Here is a 16,248-nt window from a genome sequence, read left to right on the forward strand (position 1 = left end):
GTCCTAGCGCTCCCCCGGCGCCGAAGGAAGCGCCTCCTCGGCCGATGGAGGTAACGGAGTATCGGCGGGGGCGGGGACGGCTTTCCCGGCCGACTTGAACAGCACGCGGTCTTCCGGCCCAAAGCCCTTTCGCCAGATCACGAAGCCATAGGTGGCCAGGATGGCGGGCACGCCGACGGCAAGCTCGATCCATTCCGGCGCCAGCGTGAACAGATGGCCGACCACCACCGCGGGCGCGATCGCCCAGATCAGCGGCCAGCGGAAATTGTTGATCGATTCGCCCAGCATGCGGCCCAGCATGCGCGACTTGGTGATCGACGCGAACCCCAGCGCCAGCCCCAGCGCAAGCGCCGCCGACGCCGCCTGGTACGGCTCGGCAAGGCCCAGCCGCTGCGCCGCCGTGACCAGCGCCAGGGTCAGCACCGCCTGAAGGCAGATCGTGGCGATGGACACCGCCAGGTTGCGCATGCGCGCCAGATAGATCAGCGCCGCTTCAGACACGACCGCGGTGGCGGCCACCACCTCGGCCAGCAGCAGGAACGCAAGCGCGCCGGTGCCGCCGACGAAGCCCGGTCCGACCAGCCCCATCACCGCCTCGCCCGTGATGCCCAGCCCCAGCGCCACGCCGGTCTGCGCCGCGATGATCCAGAACCCCGCCTGGCAGACCTGCCGCGCGATGGCCGCATAGTCCTTCTCGTTCAGCTTGCGCACGATCACCGGGCCCAGGATCGGCTCGAAACTGGTCTTGAGCTTCTGCGGCAGGCTGGCGACCTGCACCGCGACGTAATAGATGCCGACCGTCGCCGGGCTGACAAAGAAGCCCAGGATCGCGATGTCCAGCCGGCGGGTGCCCCATTCGATCGCATCGGCCAGCGCCAGCGGCAGATTCTCGCGCGCAAGGCGCAGCAGGCGGATGGTCTGCGGGGCCCAGTCGCGCGGCAGGCCGTACATGCGCAGCATCGGGATAAAGGCGGTGACCGCCGCCGCGAACACCGACAGCAGATAGCTGATCGCCAGTCCGCCCTCTGCCAGCGCGGGCACGAACAGCAGCGTACCGGCCGCGATCGACAGCACCCAAGGCTCGACCACCGCGCGGCTGCGCACGGTGGCGGCGATGTTATAGCGGAACGCCAGCGCCGCCAGCATCACTTCGGTCAGGGACAGGAACACCAGCGCGAAGGGCAGCAGCAGGTCCCAGCGGCTGTTCATGCCATTGGGGAACATCGGGTCCGGAAACACGAACAATATGCCCGCCAGCAGCGACGAGAACAGCAGCGACAGCAGCAACCCGTCGGCGACGACGGCCGCCTCCTCGCGCCCGCCCTGTCCCAGTTCCCTGGCCAGCCCGCGCTTGAGCCCCAGCGTGGCGAGCTGGCCGCCGATCTCGATGATGATCAGCGCCGATGCGAAACGCCCCAGCTGGTCAGCGCCATAAAAGCGCCCCGCGATGAACAGGAACGGCAGCCGCGCAAGCAGGCGCAGCAGGAAGCCGAAGAAATTGGTTCGCCCGCCCTTCGCCAGAGTGGCAAGGTCGCTTGAGCCGCCCTCGTCCGGTGTTGCCGGACCGGCCTTGCCCTGATCGGTCACGGCGTTTCCATTTCCGTGCGCAGCGGGCGCGCCAGAATGTCGCGCACCATGTCGGTCACGCTGACCTTGCCAGCCAGCAATCCGCAGACCGCATCGGTGATCGGCATGGCGACGCCCATGTCGTCGGCCAGGGCTTTCAGGACAGGGGCGGTAAAGGCGCCTTCGGCCACGGTGCGGCGGCTGGCCATCAGTTCGGACGCGGGCGTTCCCTTGGCCAGCGCACGCCCCAGCGAAAAATTGCGGCTGGATGTCGACGAGCAGGTCAGCACCAGGTCGCCCAGCCCGCACAGGCCCGACAGCGTCTCCGCCTGCGCCCCGCGCGCAAGGCCGAAGCGCAGCATCTCGGCATAGCCGCGCGCGATGGTGGCGGCACGCGCGTTCTGGCCCAGCGCCAGCCCGTCGACCACGCCGCACGCGATGGCGAGCACGTTCTTGACCGCGCCGCCAATCTCGGCCCCGACGATGTCGTCGGAGTAATAGGGCCGGAAGCTGGGCCGCGCGATCTGCGCCGACAAGCGCTGCCACTGCGCGTCGCCGCGCTTGCACGCCAATGTGACAGCGGTCGGCAATCCCTCGGCCACTTCATGCGCGAACGTGGGTCCGGACAGGACCGCAAGCTGCGCTTTCGGCGCCACGTCATGCGCGACCTCTGCCATCAGGCGGCCCGATCCTGCCTCGATCCCCTTGGCGCACAGCACCGCGTCGCCCGCGAAATCGGCCAGCGCCCCGCCCATCACCGAACCCAGGTGCTGGGCCGGGGTGACGATCAGCAAGGTGTCATATCCGGCAAAGGCAGCCAGCTCGCTGGTCGCCACGATAGAGGGGCTCAGTTCTGCATCGGGCAGGTAGACCGCGTTGCGCCGCGTCGTGTTGATCGCGTTCGCAACCTCTTCCTCGCGCGCCCACAACGACACGGGCGCGCCATCGGCGGCCAGCATCTGCGCCAGCGCCGTGCCCCATGCGCCCGCACCGATTACGCCCATGCGCGCTGCTGTGCTCATGCCTTCACTCCCGCTCCCCGCACGGTTTCCGCATCCGGATCAAGCGGCCAGCGCGGCCTTGCGGCGATGGAAAGCGGATCTCCGCCCGGCTCCACCAGCCCCGCAGCCAGCCTCTCCTGCCCGGCCCATGCGATCATCGCCGCATTGTCGGTACACAGTTTCATCGGCGGCGCGGCAAATTCAAGCCCATGTTTCGCCGCCAGCGCCTCAAGCGCGGCGCGCAGCGCCCGGTTGGCCGCGACCCCGCCCGCGACGACCAGCGCGGTCATGCCCTGCGCCTGCTGCAAGGCGCGCTCGGTACGGTCGATCACGCAGTCCATCGCAGCCTGCTGGAAACTGGCGGCAAGGTCGGCGGGATCGTGCAGGCCGCTTTCATGCGCGCGCAGCACCGCGCTCTTCAGCCCGGCGAACGAGAAATGCGGCTCCGCCGATCCCTTCAGCGGGCGCGGCAGGGCGACCGCGCGCGGATCGCCGTCTTGCGCCAGCCTTTCCACGGCGGGGCCGCCCGGATAGCCCAGGCCCAGGATCTTGGCGGTCTTGTCGAAAGCCTCGCCCAGCGCATCGTCGATGGTGGTGGCCAGCCGGCGATAATCGCCCACGCCGCGCACTTCCAGGATCTGGCAGTGCCCGCCCGATGCGAGCAGCAGCAGATAGGGAAAGCGCAGCCCCGCATCCGCCAGCCGCGGGCTGAGCGCGTGGCCTTCCAGATGGTTGATCGCCAGCAGCGGTTTTCGGCCCGCCATCGCCAGCGCCTTGGCGGTGACCAGCCCGACCATGACCCCGCCGATCAGCCCCGGCCCGGCGGTCGCGGCGATCGCGTCGACATCGCCCAGTTCCATGCCGCCATCGGCCAGCACGCGCTCCACCATCGGGGCCAGCACCTCGACATGGGCGCGGGCCGCGATCTCGGGCACCACGCCGCCATAGGGCGCGTGCTGCGCGTCCTGCGAGGCGATCGATTGCGCGACGATGGTCCGATCCTGCGCAACCAGTGCCACGGCGGTTTCGTCGCAGCTCGATTCGATACCGAGCACGATGCAGGGGCGAGCCGGCGAGACGCTATTTTCCGCCGCCGGAGCCTGCTCTGCCGAAAAAGGCCTATCGGGGGATGGGCTGCTCATGGGAACTTCCCCTGAACGCTTTGCCCCGCTAGCACAAGCCGCTGCATGACACGTCCGACACCACCATCGCCGCCCCGTCCGCTGCGCCTCGGCACACGGCGCTCTCCGCTTGCCATGGCGCAGGCCCGTGAAGCCCGCGACCGGCTGGTCGCCGCCCATGGGTGGAGCGAGGATGCCGTCGAAATCCTGCCCGTGCTCGCCAGCGGCGACCGGATCCAGGACCGCCCGCTGGCCGACATCGGCGGCAAGGCGCTGTGGACCAAGGAACTCGACGCGTGGCTTGGCGAGGGAGAGATCGACTTCGCCGTCCATTCGATGAAGGATGTCGAGACGGTCCGGCCTAAAGCGCTGACCATCGCCGCCCTGCTGCCGCGCGCCGATGTGCGCGACGTGCTGATCGGCGCGACCAGGCTGGGCACGATTCCACGCGGCGCACGGCTGGGCACCAGCGCCCCGCGCCGGGCGGCGCAGATGCTGAACCTGCGCCCCGATGTTAAGATTGTCGGCTTTCGCGGCAATGTCGCGACCAGGCTCGCCAAGCTGCAGGCGGGGGAGGCCGACGTGACCCTGCTGGCCGCCGCCGGGCTAGAGCGGCTGGAGCAGACCGGCGTGGGCCATCCGCTGGAGCCCGGCGAATGGCTGCCCGCCCCGGCGCAAGGCGCGATCGGGATCGAGTGCCGGACGGACGACGAGACAATGCGCGGCTGGCTGTCCGCCATCGACGACGCGCCGACGCGCGCACAGGTCATGGCCGAACGCGCGCTGCTGCTGGCGCTGGGCGGCAGTTGCCACAGCCCGGTGGCGGTGCTGACCAACGGCAGCGACATGCTGACCATGCGCGCGGCGATCTTCAGCCCGGACGGCATCTTCAGGGTCGAGCGCGAGGCAGAATTCGCCGCCGGCGACGACGACGCCGCGGCCGAACTCGCCCGCCGGCTGCTGGCCGAAGCGCCCGAGGCGGTTTCGACCTATTTCAGCGGCCCGCCGATGTGACCCCGGTCATCACGATCCGCCCCGCGCCCGGCGATGCGGCCACCGTGGAGCGCGGCGCGCACCAGGGTCTTGCCGTCACCAGCCGCCCCCTGTTCAGCGTCGGCGCCGTGCCATGGGCGGTTCCGGATCCCGCCGATTTCGACGCGGTCCTGCTGGGCAGCGCCAACGCGCTGCGCCACGGCGGCGCTGGGTTGCAGGCGCTGACCGTCCTGCCCGCTCTATGCGTAGGCGAAACCACGGCAGAGGCAGCGCGGGAGACCGGCTTCACGGTCATCGCCGTCGGCGCGCGCGGCATGCAGACCCTGCTCCCCCATGCCGAGGCGCGCGGGCTGACCCGCCTGCTGCGGCTGTCGGGCGAGGCGCATGTCCCGCTGGACCCGTCCCCCGGCATCGCGATCGAACCGCGCTTCGTCTATAGGGTGCAGCCCCGACCGATCGACAGGTCCCTGGCGGGTATGCTGGCGGGCGGCGCCATCGTCCTGCTCCATTCGGGCGAGGCCGCCGGTCATTTCGCCGGCGAATGCGACCGGCTTGGCCTGCCGCGCGGCGCCATCGCGCTTGCCTGCCTTGCTCCGCGCATCGCCCGGATGGCGGGCGAAGGCTGGGCCGCGTGCCGCCATGCGTCCTCGCCCGACGATGCCGCCTTACTGGCCTTGGCGGATCAAATGTGCCAAAGCGGCCTTCCAGGAAAAGTATAGAACCGATGGATTCCACCCCCCACGACAGTTCCGTGGCCTATGGCGCGGCCAAAGGCAGCAAACGGTTTCGCAAGCTCGCGGTCAGCGTTTTCCTGGCTTTCGCGCTCGGCCTCGTCCTTGCCTTCTATCTCGCGTGGAGCACCGGCTGGCTGGCGGAACCGTCGGTCCCGACGAACGCCGACGCGACCGCTGTCGAGGCCGCGCCTAACGCCGACGCGGAACTGACCGCAGCCGCTCCCCTGCCGCCCGTCCCGGCGGGAGAGATGACGGTGGCGATGCGCCTCGGCGATCTCGAACGGCGCCTCAACCGCCTCGACATGCAGGCCGAGGCCGCTTCGGGCAATGCAGCCCGCGCGGAAGGGCTGCTGGTCGCCTTCGCCGCCCGCAGGCTGGTCGAACGCGGCGCTCCGCTGGGCTATCTGGAAAACCAGCTGCAGCTGCGCTTCGGCAATGCCCAGCCCAATGCGGTGCGCACCATCATCAACAGCGCGCGCAATCCCGTCACGCTCGACCAGTTGCGACAGGGGCTTCAGAGCCTGCCGGAAACGGCGGTCACCGAATCCGAGGATCTGACCGGCTGGGCGCGGATCAAGGCCGAGATCGCGAACCTGTTCGTGCTGCGCCGCGCGGATGCGCCTTCGCCGCAGCCGGTTGTCCGGCTCGAACGGGCGCAGCAATTGCTGAACGACGGACGGGTAGAGGCCGCCGCCGCGCTGGTCGAACGGCTGCCCAATCGCGAAGCGACGGGCGAATGGCTGGAAAACGCGCAGCGCTATGTCGCCACGCAGCAGGCGCTGGACCTGATCGAGACCGCCGCCCTGCTGGAGCCGCGCAATCTGTCGGATTCGCAAGGCCAGCCGGTGCGTCAGCCCAGCCCAGCCGCGCCTGCCGCCAATGCGGCGGAAAACCCGGCCGAAACCGCTGCCGCGCCCGCGGCGACCCCGGTGGCCGCCACCCGACGCTAGGCTCGCTCAGGCGTCCTGCAGCAATTCGGGCAGCGTGCCCGAAACGCCGCGCGCCTCGTCCATGAACCAGCGCTTCAGCGGATTGGCGCGCTCGATCGCGCTCATGCCCAGGCGGCGAACGGCGCTGGCGGTCTTGCCGGGCACGCCGAACAGCCAGGTGAGGCCGTCGGTCGCCACCGCCACCATGAAATCGTCAAGCCCGCGCCAGTCCTGATAGCGCTTCAGAAGCTGCGCATCGCCAAGGTCCAGGCCCAGCCGGACGCCTTCGCCCAGCACCTCGGCCAGTGCCGCCGCGTCGCGCAGGCCAAGATTCAGCCCCTGCCCCGCGATCGGGTGGATGCCATGCGCCGCATCGCCCACCAGCGCGAGCCGTTCGGCGGTGATCGTCGGTGCATGATGGAAACCCAGCGGATAGGACGAGCGCGGGCTGGCCAGCTCCAGCCTGCCCAGTAATCCGCCCATGCGCTTCTCGGCCTCGGCCAGGAACGCCCGTTCGCCCAGTTTCAGCCAGGCGGCGGCATCCTCCTCGGCCACGGTCCATACCAGCGCGGTGCGGTGGCGGCCCAGCTCGTCGTCCTTCATCGGCAGCAATGCAAAGGGACCGGCGGGATAGAAGATCTCCCACGCGATGCCGTCATTGGGCTTGTCATGCGCCAGCCCGCAGATGATCGCGCGGTGGCGATAGCTCCATTTGGCGACCGCCAGCCCGGCCTCGTCCCTTGTGGGCGATCCGCGACCCTCGGCCCCGACCAGCAGGCTGCCTTCGAAGCGCGTGCCATCGTCCAGCACCGCCGCCACGCCATGCGGGCCCCGCTCGCGCGCGACGACGCGGGCATTGGGGTGATAGGCGATTTCCCCGACGTCCTTCACCGCCTCGAACAGCGCGAGCCGCAGGCGGCGGTTTTCGAACATCCGTCCCAGCGACCCCTCTTCGGGAGCGGGGCGGAAGCGCAATTCGCCCGGCTTCAGCTGGTCGCTGACCGCGATCTCGGTGATGGGACTGGCGAATTCCTCCAGATGCTCGCGCAGGCCGATATTGCCGAACAGGTTCCAGCTTGCGGTCGAGATGGCCGATGCGCGCCCATCGAAGCCCTCAGCCGTCTGCGATGCGGGATCGGCGGCGTCGACGACATGGCTGGTGATCCCCTGCCGCGCCAGCGCCAGGGCCAGCGTCAGCCCGACCAGCCCGCCCCCCAGGATCACGACATCACGCCTGTTCGCATCGACCATACTGCTGCCCTTTAGACCGCGGGGACCGGGAAATATGGACATGGCGCAAGCCTGCGCCTAAATCCCCCGCAGATTTCGACTAGTCCTGCGACAAATGGCCGCCCGCCCGCCATGGCGCAAGTCCCATCGCAGCGCCGCGATCAATTCAGAGTGCACGCCGATCCCATGACGGACCCCTGCCGACTCAATCCTGTACATCTACCCAGTATCGCCCGCGGGCCGCTTCGGCTGGTGGCGATGCTGTGGCTGGTCGTGCTCTCTCTGTCGGTTGCCGGGCTGGCACAGGCGCAGGAGCGGACCAATCACATCGCCGCGCGGCTGGTGGCCGAACGTGCGGCGCAGCCCGGCGAGACCATCGACCTTGCCATCGCGATGCGTCCCGAGGAAACATGGCACGGCTATTGGCTGAACCCCGGCGACGCGGGCTTCGGGATGGACCTGGACTGGGACCTGCCCCCCGGCGCGGAAGCAGGCACGCCGTCCTATCCCACGCCCGAGCCGCTGATGATCGGTTCGCTGATGAACCATGTCTACGAAGGGCCCTATGCGGTGCTGGTGCCGCTGAAGGTGCCCGCGGATGCCGTGCCGGGATCGCGCCTGCCCGTCAGGCTGAAGGCAGGCTGGCTGGCCTGCACCGACCGGATCTGCGTACCCGAACAGGCGGAACTGGCGACCACGATAAAGATCGCCGCACCGGGCGAAACGGCACCGGCTGACGAGAATTTCGCCCGCTGGCGCCAGGCATTGCCGGCGCCGGTCGTCGACAGCGGCCGCTATGCGATCGAGGGCAGCGAACTGCGCATCGCCGTGCCCCTTGCCGCGGGCGCTGCGATCGACAGTCCGCATCTGTTCTTCGCCACTGACGGCTATGTCGATTACGCCGCGCCGCAAAGCTTCGAACGGCAGGGCGACTGGCTGATCGTATCCACCACGGCCCGCAAGGGCGCCGCCGCCGACAAGCCGCTCGAGATGGTGCTGCGGCTCGACCCGTCCGGCACCGGCGTATCCTTCACCGCGCGGCCCGGAGAGGTCGCCGCCGTTTCGGGCAGCCCATCGGCCCCGCAAAGCCTGCTGGGCGGCGCCGGACTCGCCCTGATCGCAGCGGCCTTCGCGGGGGGCTTGCTGCTCAACATCATGCCTTGCGTGTTCCCGATCCTCAGCCTCAAGGCGCTGCACCTGGCGCGCGCTGGCGGCGACGGCGGCGAAGCGCGGCGCGAGGCGGTGGCCTATACGCTGGGCGTGGTGCTGGCGGTGCTGGCGCTGGGCGGGGCGATGCTGGCCCTGCGCGCCGCGGGCAGCGAGATCGGCTGGGCCTTCCAGCTGCAGGAACCCGCCACGCTGGTGCTGCTGCTTGCGCTGGTGGCGGCGATCACCGCCAATCTGGCGGGGCTGTTCGAATTCACCCTGCCGGTCCGCATGGAAAGCAGCGGCGGCGGCGCGTTCATGACCGGCCTGCTGGCGGCGGTGGCCGCGACGCCCTGCACCGCTCCATTCATGGCGGCGGCAATGGGTGCCGCGCTGCTATTGCCGCCGATCCAGGCGCTGGTGCTGTTTGCCGCGCTGGGTCTGGGGCTTGCCGCGCCGTTCCTGGCGATCGGGTTCGTGCCGTTCCTGCGCCGCATGATGCCGCGTCCGGGCCCCTGGATGGTCAGGTTCCGCCACATCATGGCCATTCCGATGGCGCTGACCGCGCTTGCGCTGCTGTGGCTGTGCTGGCGGCTGGGCGGCACCACCTTGCTGGCAGGCGGCGCAGCGATGGTCGTTGTCGTGCTGGCGATATGCTGGGCCGCGCGGCTGCGGCAGAGGCGGGGCTTGTCCGCGCTTGCGCCCGCGATGGCCGCCGTGCTTGTCGCGCTGGCCGGATCGGCGGCCGCCAGCGCGCTGGTCTCCCCAAATGCGGGCCAAGGGGGCGAGATGGCGATCCCCGGCTCAATCCCCTTCAGCGAGGAAGCGCTGGCCAGGGCGCGGACCGAGGGTCCGGTCTTCCTCTATTTCACCGCCGACTGGTGCGTGACCTGCAAGGTGAACGAGAATGTCGCGATTGCCCGCGATCCCGTGATCGAAGCTTTCCGCGAAGGCAGCGTCACCGTGCTGGTCGGGGACTGGACCCGGCGCGATCCCGCCATCACCCGCTTCCTGGAAAGCCAGGGCGCGGCGGGCGTGCCGCTATATTTGTGGTATCCGCGCGGCGGCGATGCCGACCAGCTTCCGCAAGTTTTGCACAGCCAGCTGCTGATCGACAGGGCGCTTTTGCCCGCCGCGAAAGCCGGCCTTTAACATTCGTTTCGATTGCTGTTAGGTGGAACCGGCTGCTCTGCACGGCGTTTGAGAGTGGCCGGCAACACAGGGATCGCCGGCGACACGGAATTTCGGATCGACGGACTGAAGAAGGTTCGCACGAAAGGTGGGCAACAAAGGATGACTGCGGTTGGACCTGCTCCACGCACGGAATGTAGAAAGCGACCAGTGATTCTTCTTGTTGAAGACGAAATGATTATAGCGTTCGACCTCTGCGACAGGCTGGAGGATTGCGGCTTCGAGGTCGACGGTCCCTATCCCAGCGTGGCGCGGGCGATGGCGGCGCTAGGCGCGCTGCGACCAGAGGCGGCGATCCTCGACGTCCAGCTGACCGATGGCGACGTGATGCCGCTGGCCGACCGGCTGGCGGAAATGAAGATCCCCATCATCTTCCATTCCGGACATGCCAAGCCCGAATTCCTCAGGCAGCGCTATCCCGAAGCGGCGGTCTGTTCGAAGCCCTGCTCCGCAGGCACGCTCGAGGATTCGCTCCGCTCGATGCTCGTCCACAACGGCTGACGGCCTGCTTGCCTGCATTGGCGCAGGCACCTAAGCCATGGATGCGCCGCACGGGCGCGGCATAGCGACGGGGCGGGCCATGGGGCTTATCTGCATTTTCAACGGACCCAATCTGAACCTGCTGGGCACACGCGAGCCCGAGATCTATGGCCGCGACACGCTGGACGATGTCGAAAGCCTGTGCGCCGAAAAATGCCGCGAGCTTGGCCACGCGATGCGCTTCATGCAGTCGAATTCGGAAGGCGACCTGGTCACCTGGATCCAGGAAGCGCGCGGCAAGGCCGATGCGATCGTCATCAATCCGGCTGCCTATACCCATACCTCCATCGCCATACGCGACGCGCTGTCGGCCTTCGCAGGCCCTTTCGTCGAAGTGCATATCTCGAACGTCCATGCGCGCGAAAGCTTTCGCCATCACAGCTATGTGTCGGGCATCGCATCGGCCGTGATCGCGGGGTGCGGGATTGCCGGCTATGGCTATGCCATAGATACGGTCGCGCGGCTGCTTGGCCACGACTGACCCCCCCGGGGTCCGAGCGGCCTCTGCCCCGAGCGGCCTCTTCCCAAGTACTCTCTGCAAGGAACCAAAGCGCGCCAGACCCGTCGTTATCGGTTGAACGGGCCGTATCCCGCGGCCCCGTAAAAACCCAATGAAGACAGGTAGCTGCATGCAACGCTTCACAGACAAGACCGTCATCGTGACCGGTGCCGGATCGGGCATCGGCAAGGCGACCGCCCGGCGCTTCGCCGAAGAAGGTGGGACCGTCGCCCTGCTTGGCCATTCGAATTCGGTCGATGAGGCGCTGGCCGACATGCCCGGCGGCAAATGCTTCGCGCTGAAGGTGGATGTCCGCAACCCCGACGACGTCAGGGCCGCGATCGACAAGGTGGCGCAGAGGACGGGCCGCATCGACGTGCTGCACAATAATGCGGGCGTGGCAGTGATGAAGGCGCCGGAAGACCATAGCGACGAGGATTGGGACAAGGTTCTGAGCACCAATGTCGACGGCATGTTCTATTGCAGCCGCGCGGCCATTCCTCACCTGGAAAAGACCGGGGGCTGCATCGTCAATACCAGCTCGGTTTCGGGCATGGGCGGCGACTGGGGGATGCTGGCCTACAACACCTCTAAAGGCGCGGTGACGAACATGACGCGGGCGCTGGCGCTCGACCTGGGCAAGCGGGGCATTCGCGTGAACGCGGTGGCGCCTTCGCTGACGGATACCAAGATGGCCGGCGGCATCATGGAGGACGAGGAAAAGCTGGCCAAATTTGCCGAGCGGATGCCGCTCGACCCGCCTGCCCGGCCAGAAGACGTCGCCGGGGTGGTGGCTTTCCTGGCCAGCGACGATGCGCGCATGGTGACCGGCGTGATCCTGCCGGTCGATGGCGGCGTGACGGCCGCCAACGGCCAGCCTGCTATCGGCTGACCCGCCGCTTTTGCCCCCGATGTTCGCCAAACCCGGCGGACATCGGGGGGGCGCCGCCTGGCTAGCCCAGTTCGCTGACCAGCTTCAGCACGCGCTCGGCATGCTCCTTGCGGCAGATCAGCAGGTCGGGCAGCGACACGTCCGCGCGGTTGTAGCGCAGCGGCGATCCGTCGATGCGCGAGGCATGCAGCCCGTGGGCCAGCGCGACCGCCGCCGGGGCGCAATTGTCCCATTCGTACTGACCGCCGGAATGAAGGTAGATGTCCGCCTCGCCCCGGATGATCGCCATGGCCTTGGCGCCCGCGCTGCCCATCGGGACCAGTTCCGCACCGATGGCCTCGGCCACCGCCTGGCTGTCCTTGCCGGGGCGCGTGCGGCTGACGACCATGCGCAGCTTTTCGGGCGCTTGCGGCAGGGCGGCGATCCGGTCGGTGCGGAGCACTTCGGAAATGCCGGGAAGCGCCACCGCGCCAATCACCGGCTCTCCCTTGATCGCAAGCCCGACATGCACCGCCCAGTCGGCGCGGCGCTCGCCATATTCGCGGGTGCCGTCGACGGGGTCGATGATCCACACGCGGTCCTTGTTAAGCCGCTCCAAGGTGTCGCGGCTTTCCTCGGACAATACGCCGTCATCGGGCCGCTGCGCCGCGATGGCGCGCATCAGAAAGGCGTTGGCGGTGTTGTCGCCCGCGCTGCCCAGCGGCTTGCCGTCGATCAGGCCGCTATCGCGCACCTCGACCGCGATGCGGCCCGCGAATTCGGCCAGCCGCGCCGCCAGTTCGGCATCGTCCTTGATGATCGCGTCGCCCATCGTCACCACCCCAGCACATGTTCGACGATGCGGTCGGCGGCTTCCTCGGCCGTCATGCTCGTCGTGTCGATGCGGATTTCCGGACTTTCCGGCGCTTCATAAGGACTGTCGATGCCGGTGAAGTTCTTCAGCTCGCCCGAGCGCGCCTTCTTGTAGAGGCCCTTCACGTCGCGCGATTCGGCGACGCTGAGCGGGGTGTCGATGAACACCTCGACGAATTCGCCGTCCTCCATCATCGCGCGCACCATGTCGCGTTCGGCGCGGAACGGGCTGATGAAGGCGGTGACGACGATCAGACCCGCATCGGTCATCAACCGCGCGACCTCGCCCACGCGGCGAATGTTCTCGATCCGGTCGGCGTCGGTAAAGCCCAGGTCCTTGTTGAGCCCGTGGCGCACATTGTCCCCGTCGAGCAGGAAGCTGTGCCGGTTCATCCGGTGCAACCGCTTTTCGACCAGATTGGCGATGGTCGACTTGCCCGAACCCGACAGGCCGGTGAACCACAGCACCTTGGGCGTCTGGTTCTTCAGGTCGGCGCGCGCCTCGCGCGTGATGTCCATCGCCTGCCAGTGCACGTTCTGCGAACGGCGCAGGGCAAAGTGGATCATGCCCGCCGCGACGGTCTGGTTGGTGATCTTGTCGATCAGGATGAACCCGCCCAGCGCCTTGTTCAGCCGGCCCTGGTCGTCGCGATAGGGCAGGAAGGTCAGCGGCTTGTCGGTCACCATCTCGGTCACGCCAATGGCGTTGAGGTCCAGCGTCTTGGCCGCCAGATGGTCCAGCGTGTTGACATCGATCTGGTACTTGGGCGGCTGCAGGCTGCACGACACGGTCTGCGCCGCGCATTTCAGCCAATAGGACCGGCCGGGCAGCATCGCCTCGTCCGCCATCCACACGATGGTGGATTCGAACTGGTCGGCGGTTTCGGGCGGATTGTCCGCCGCGGCGATCACGCTGCCGCGCGATACGTCGACCTCGTCCTCCAGCGTGATGGTGACCGACTGGCCCGCCTGCGCCTCGTCAAGCTCGCCGTCGAAGGTGACGATGGACTTGACCGTGCTGGCCTTGCCCGAAGGCACGATGCGTACCGGATCGCCGGGCTTGACCGTGCCGCCGGTGATCTGGCCCGAAAAGCCGCGGAAATCCAGGTTCGGGCGGTTCACCCACTGCACCGGCATGCGGAAGGATTTCGCCAGATCCTCGTCCGCCGACAGTTCCACCGATTCCAGATGGTCGATCAGGGTCGGCCCGGTGTACCAGGGCGTGTTGGGCGAAAGCGCGGTGATATTGTCGCCCTTGAACCCGGAAATCGGAATCGCGGTGAACGAGGATATGCCCACCTCCTCGGCAAACTCGCGGTAATCCTGCACGATGTCGAGGAAGGCGGAGCGGTCGTAGCCGACGAGGTCCATCTTGTTGACCGCCAGCACGACGTGCCTGATGCCGACCAGATTGGCCAGGAAGCTGTGCCGCCGCGTCTGCACCAGCACGCCCTTGCGCGCATCGACAAGGATCACCGCAAGGTCGGCGGTGGACGCGCCCGTCACCATGTTGCGGGTATATTGCTCGTGCCCCGGGGTGTCGGCGACGATGAACTTGCGTTTTTCGGTGGTGAAGAAGCGATAGGCGACATCGATGGTGATGCCCTGCTCGCGCTCGGCCGCAAGGCCGTCGACCAGCAGCGCGAAATCGATCTCCTCGCCCTGCGTGCCGACCTTCTTGCTGTCGGACTGCAACGCGTCGAGCTGATCCTCGAAGATCATCTTGGAATCGTACAGCAGCCGCCCGATCAATGTGCTCTTGCCGTCGTCCACGCTGCCGCAGGTGATGAAGCGCAGCATGGTCTTGTGCTGGTGAGTCTCGAGATAGGCCTCGATGTCCTCCTCGATCAGCGCGTCGGTCTTGTAGACGGGCTCTTTCCCGATATCGGCCATCAGAAATAGCCCTCCTGCTTCTTCTTTTCCATGCCCGCGCCGCCCGCGTCCTTGTCGATCACGCGGCCCTGCCGCTCGCTGGTGGTGGTCAGCAGCGTCTCCTGGATGACTTCGGACAGGGTGGTCGCCTCGCTCTCGACCGCGCCGGTCAAAGGGAAGCAGCCCAATGTGCGGAACCGGACCGAGCGTTCGGTAATCTCGGGCATGGTGCCCATGACCTGTTCCAGCCGCTCGGGATCGTCGGCCATGAACAGCCCGCCCTCATGGATGAAGGTGGGGCGCTTCGCCGCGAAATAGAGCGGCACGATCTCGATCCCCTCGAGCTGGATATATTGCCAGATGTCCAGTTCGGTCCAGTTCGAGATCGGGAAGATGCGGATGCTCTCCCCCTTGGCCTTTTTCGCGTTGTAGAGGTTCCACAGCTCGGGCCGCTGGTTCTTGGGGTCCCAGCCATGGCTGGCCGTGCGGAACGAGAAGACGCGCTCCTTCGCGCGGCTCTTCTCCTCGTCGCGGCGCGCGCCGCCGAAGGCCGCATCGAAACCGTATTTGTCGAGCGCCTGCTTCAGCCCCTCGGTCTTCCACATGTCGGTGTGCAGCGGACCGTGGTCGAACGGATTGATCCCCCGCTCCTTCGCCTCGGGGTTCTGATAGACCAGCAACTCCATCCCGGCGTCCTTCGCCGCCTTTTCGCGCAGGTCGTACATCGCCTTGAACTTCCACGTCGTATCGACATGCATCAGCGGGAACGGCGGCGGGCTGGGATAGAACGCCTTCTTGGCAAGATGCAGCATCACGGCGCTGTCCTTGCCGACGGAGTAGAGCATGACCGGGTTCTCGGTCTCTGCCACGACTTCGCGGATGATGTGGATGCTCTCGGCCTCAAGCCGTTCGAGGTGGGTCAGTGCACGTGGCAAATTATGCTCCCTTCATCGGGTCGCAGGAATATCGGGCGGTGTCAGGGTGCACGGATAACCACAGCCGTTTTGCCGAGGTAGAAAAAATTGCTTTAGGCGGCTCAAGCGATCGTTGGGCACAAAAGCGCGGGGACCGGTCCCGCCGCGGTCAGTTAAGCTGCCAGAATTGCAGATTGAGCAGGGCCGCGAAACACACCCACAGCAGATAGGGCACCAGCAGCGCCGCCGACACGCGGCTGACCCGCGCGAAATAGGCGATGGTCGCGATCACCAGCACCAGCAGCAGCATGATCCAGAAGAAGCCGAAGGCGATCATGTGCATGCCGAAGAAGATCGGCGACCACAGCAGGTTCACCGCCAGCTGCACCGCGAACATGACGATGGCGGGCTTCTTGTGCTCCTTGCGATCGCTGGCCAGCACCAGCGCAAGGGCAAAACCCATCATCGAATAGAGTATGGTCCAGACCACGCCGAACAGCCAGCCGGGCGGATAGATGGCCGGCTTGGCCAGCATCTCGAACCAGGGGCTGCCTTCGCCAGAGCCGGAGATGGCGCTGGACCCCAGGCCCAGCAGCACGATGGCCGGCACGCACAGCAGCGCCCACCACAGCACCGATTTCTGCCGATAGCTGGGCGTATGATCGTGCCGCGAAGGCTGTTCGCCCGTTTTATTTCCAATGGGCTCGCTGCCGATGGGCTCGTTGCTGACGGGTTCGTTCGTGACGGGAGGTTCCATGTACTCTCCAA

General features: G+C 67.4%; 15 protein-coding genes. 7 read left to right on the forward strand and 8 right to left on the reverse strand.

Features of this window, described 5'->3' with window-relative positions:
- Positions 1–3: 3 nt before the first annotated feature.
- Genes A9D14_RS07430 through tsaD form a run of 3 tightly spaced genes read right to left on the reverse strand, consistent with a single transcriptional unit; the run spans position 4 to position 3,709 of the window.
- Positions 4–1,587, reverse strand: a complete 1,584-nt coding sequence (locus tag A9D14_RS07430) for an MATE family efflux transporter (protein WP_066844756.1) — start codon at positions 1,585–1,587, stop codon at positions 4–6.
- Positions 1,584–2,588 carry an NAD(P)H-dependent glycerol-3-phosphate dehydrogenase gene (locus A9D14_RS07435; RefSeq protein ID WP_066844759.1) on the reverse strand — a complete coding sequence of 335 codons (1,005 nt, stop codon included), beginning with the start codon at positions 2,586–2,588 and terminating at the stop codon, positions 1,584–1,586. The genes A9D14_RS07430 and A9D14_RS07435 overlap by 4 nt, the downstream gene beginning before the upstream one ends.
- Entirely contained in the window at positions 2,585–3,709 is a 1,125-nt protein-coding gene (gene tsaD, locus A9D14_RS07440; RefSeq protein WP_083987758.1) for a tRNA (adenosine(37)-N6)-threonylcarbamoyltransferase complex transferase subunit TsaD, read from the reverse strand. The genes A9D14_RS07435 and tsaD overlap by 4 nt, the downstream gene beginning before the upstream one ends.
- A 114-nt stretch (positions 3,710–3,823) precedes the next feature.
- On the opposite strand from tsaD, the gene hemC reads away from it, so the two are divergent.
- The 3 genes from hemC to A9D14_RS07455 are packed head-to-tail and all read left to right on the forward strand — an operon-like array spanning position 3,824 to position 6,365.
- The gene (gene hemC / locus A9D14_RS07445; protein ID WP_066844762.1) at positions 3,824–4,702 is read left to right on the forward strand and encodes a hydroxymethylbilane synthase; all 879 of its coding nucleotides are present in this window, start codon (positions 3,824–3,826) and stop codon (positions 4,700–4,702) included.
- Positions 4,699–5,400: a uroporphyrinogen-III synthase gene (locus tag A9D14_RS07450; RefSeq protein WP_066844765.1), complete on the forward strand. Its 702-nt coding sequence runs from the start codon at positions 4,699–4,701 to the stop codon at positions 5,398–5,400. The genes hemC and A9D14_RS07450 overlap by 4 nt, the downstream gene beginning before the upstream one ends.
- Positions 5,401–5,405: 5 nt before the next feature.
- A complete protein-coding gene (locus A9D14_RS07455) occupies positions 5,406–6,365 on the forward strand; it encodes a hypothetical protein (RefSeq protein ID WP_066844768.1) in 960 nt (319 codons plus the stop codon).
- Positions 6,366–6,371: 6 nt separating this feature from the next.
- Here the strand turns inward: A9D14_RS07455 and A9D14_RS07460 are convergent, their stop codons facing one another.
- Positions 6,372–7,595: an FAD-dependent monooxygenase gene (locus A9D14_RS07460; protein ID WP_066844774.1), complete on the reverse strand. Its 1,224-nt coding sequence runs from the start codon at positions 7,593–7,595 to the stop codon at positions 6,372–6,374.
- 165 nt (positions 7,596–7,760) lie between these two features.
- Between A9D14_RS07460 and A9D14_RS07465 the strand changes: the two genes are divergently transcribed.
- From A9D14_RS07465 to budC, 4 genes are all read left to right on the forward strand, one after another.
- Entirely contained in the window at positions 7,761–9,872 is a 2,112-nt protein-coding gene (locus A9D14_RS07465) for a protein-disulfide reductase DsbD family protein (RefSeq protein ID WP_083988010.1), read from the forward strand.
- Between the two features lie 213 nt (positions 9,873–10,085).
- A complete protein-coding gene (locus A9D14_RS07470; protein WP_232468459.1) occupies positions 10,086–10,412 on the forward strand; it encodes a response regulator in 327 nt (108 codons plus the stop codon).
- A gap of 79 nt (positions 10,413–10,491) precedes the next feature.
- Positions 10,492–10,932 (forward strand): type II 3-dehydroquinate dehydratase, encoded by a 441-nt coding sequence (gene aroQ, locus A9D14_RS07475; RefSeq protein WP_066848562.1) that lies wholly within the window; start codon positions 10,492–10,494, stop codon positions 10,930–10,932.
- Between the two features lie 148 nt (positions 10,933–11,080).
- Positions 11,081–11,842, forward strand: a complete 762-nt coding sequence (gene budC / locus A9D14_RS07480) for a meso-2,3-butanediol dehydrogenase (RefSeq protein ID WP_066844777.1) — start codon at positions 11,081–11,083, stop codon at positions 11,840–11,842.
- Positions 11,843–11,903: 61 nt separating this feature from the next.
- On the opposite strand, the gene A9D14_RS07485 is transcribed toward budC, so the two are convergent.
- From A9D14_RS07485 to A9D14_RS07500, 4 genes are all read right to left on the reverse strand, one after another.
- A complete protein-coding gene (locus A9D14_RS07485; RefSeq protein ID WP_066844781.1) occupies positions 11,904–12,653 on the reverse strand; it encodes a 3'(2'),5'-bisphosphate nucleotidase CysQ in 750 nt (249 codons plus the stop codon).
- A 2-nt stretch (positions 12,654–12,655) separates the two neighbouring features.
- Positions 12,656–14,587, reverse strand: coding sequence for a sulfate adenylyltransferase subunit CysN (cysN, locus tag A9D14_RS07490; RefSeq protein WP_066844784.1), 1,932 nt, complete (start codon positions 14,585–14,587; stop codon positions 12,656–12,658).
- Positions 14,587–15,501: a sulfate adenylyltransferase subunit CysD gene (gene cysD / locus A9D14_RS07495; protein WP_066844787.1), complete on the reverse strand. Its 915-nt coding sequence runs from the start codon at positions 15,499–15,501 to the stop codon at positions 14,587–14,589. Before cysD ends, cysN begins: the two co-directional genes overlap by 1 nt.
- A 148-nt stretch (positions 15,502–15,649) precedes the next feature.
- Positions 15,650–16,237, reverse strand: a complete 588-nt coding sequence (locus tag A9D14_RS07500) for a TspO/MBR family protein (RefSeq protein ID WP_083987764.1) — start codon at positions 16,235–16,237, stop codon at positions 15,650–15,652.
- Positions 16,238–16,248 lie beyond the last annotated feature (11 nt).

The organism is Croceicoccus marinus, assembly GCF_001661675.2.
GTDB lineage: Bacteria > Pseudomonadota > Alphaproteobacteria > Sphingomonadales > Sphingomonadaceae > Croceicoccus > Croceicoccus marinus.